This window comes from Paenibacillus sp. GbtcB18, assembly GCF_019091125.1.
Classification (GTDB): Bacteria; Bacillota; Bacilli; order Paenibacillales; family NBRC-103111; genus Paenibacillus_F; species Paenibacillus_F chitinolyticus.
The window spans coordinates 1-231 of sequence record NZ_JAGXJX010000968.1 but is presented as its reverse complement, the minus strand read 5'-3'; the positions used below and the strand labels follow the sequence as shown (position 1 = coordinate 231).

Here is a 231-nt window from a genome sequence, read left to right as displayed (position 1 = left end):
TCGAACGGGATGGGCGTCATGATTACGTACGGCTCCTATGTGCAGAAAGAGCAGTCGCTGGGCAAAGCGACCGTTGCGGTTACGGGCGGCAATCAGCTGTATGCCCTTATCGCGGGCCACATCGTATTCCCGACTACGTTCTCGTTTGGCCTGGAGCCGGCTCCAGGGCCCGGACTTGTCTTCGTCGTGCTGCCTGCGGCGTTCCCTTCGATGCCTCTGGGCGCGGCCTTC

The 231-nt window shown here is 61.9% G+C and carries 1 pseudogene; it reads left to right on the top strand.

Annotated elements, in window-relative coordinates:
- Positions 1–231: pseudogene (locus tag KVT34_RS31425) on the top strand (sodium-dependent transporter); the annotation flags it as partial.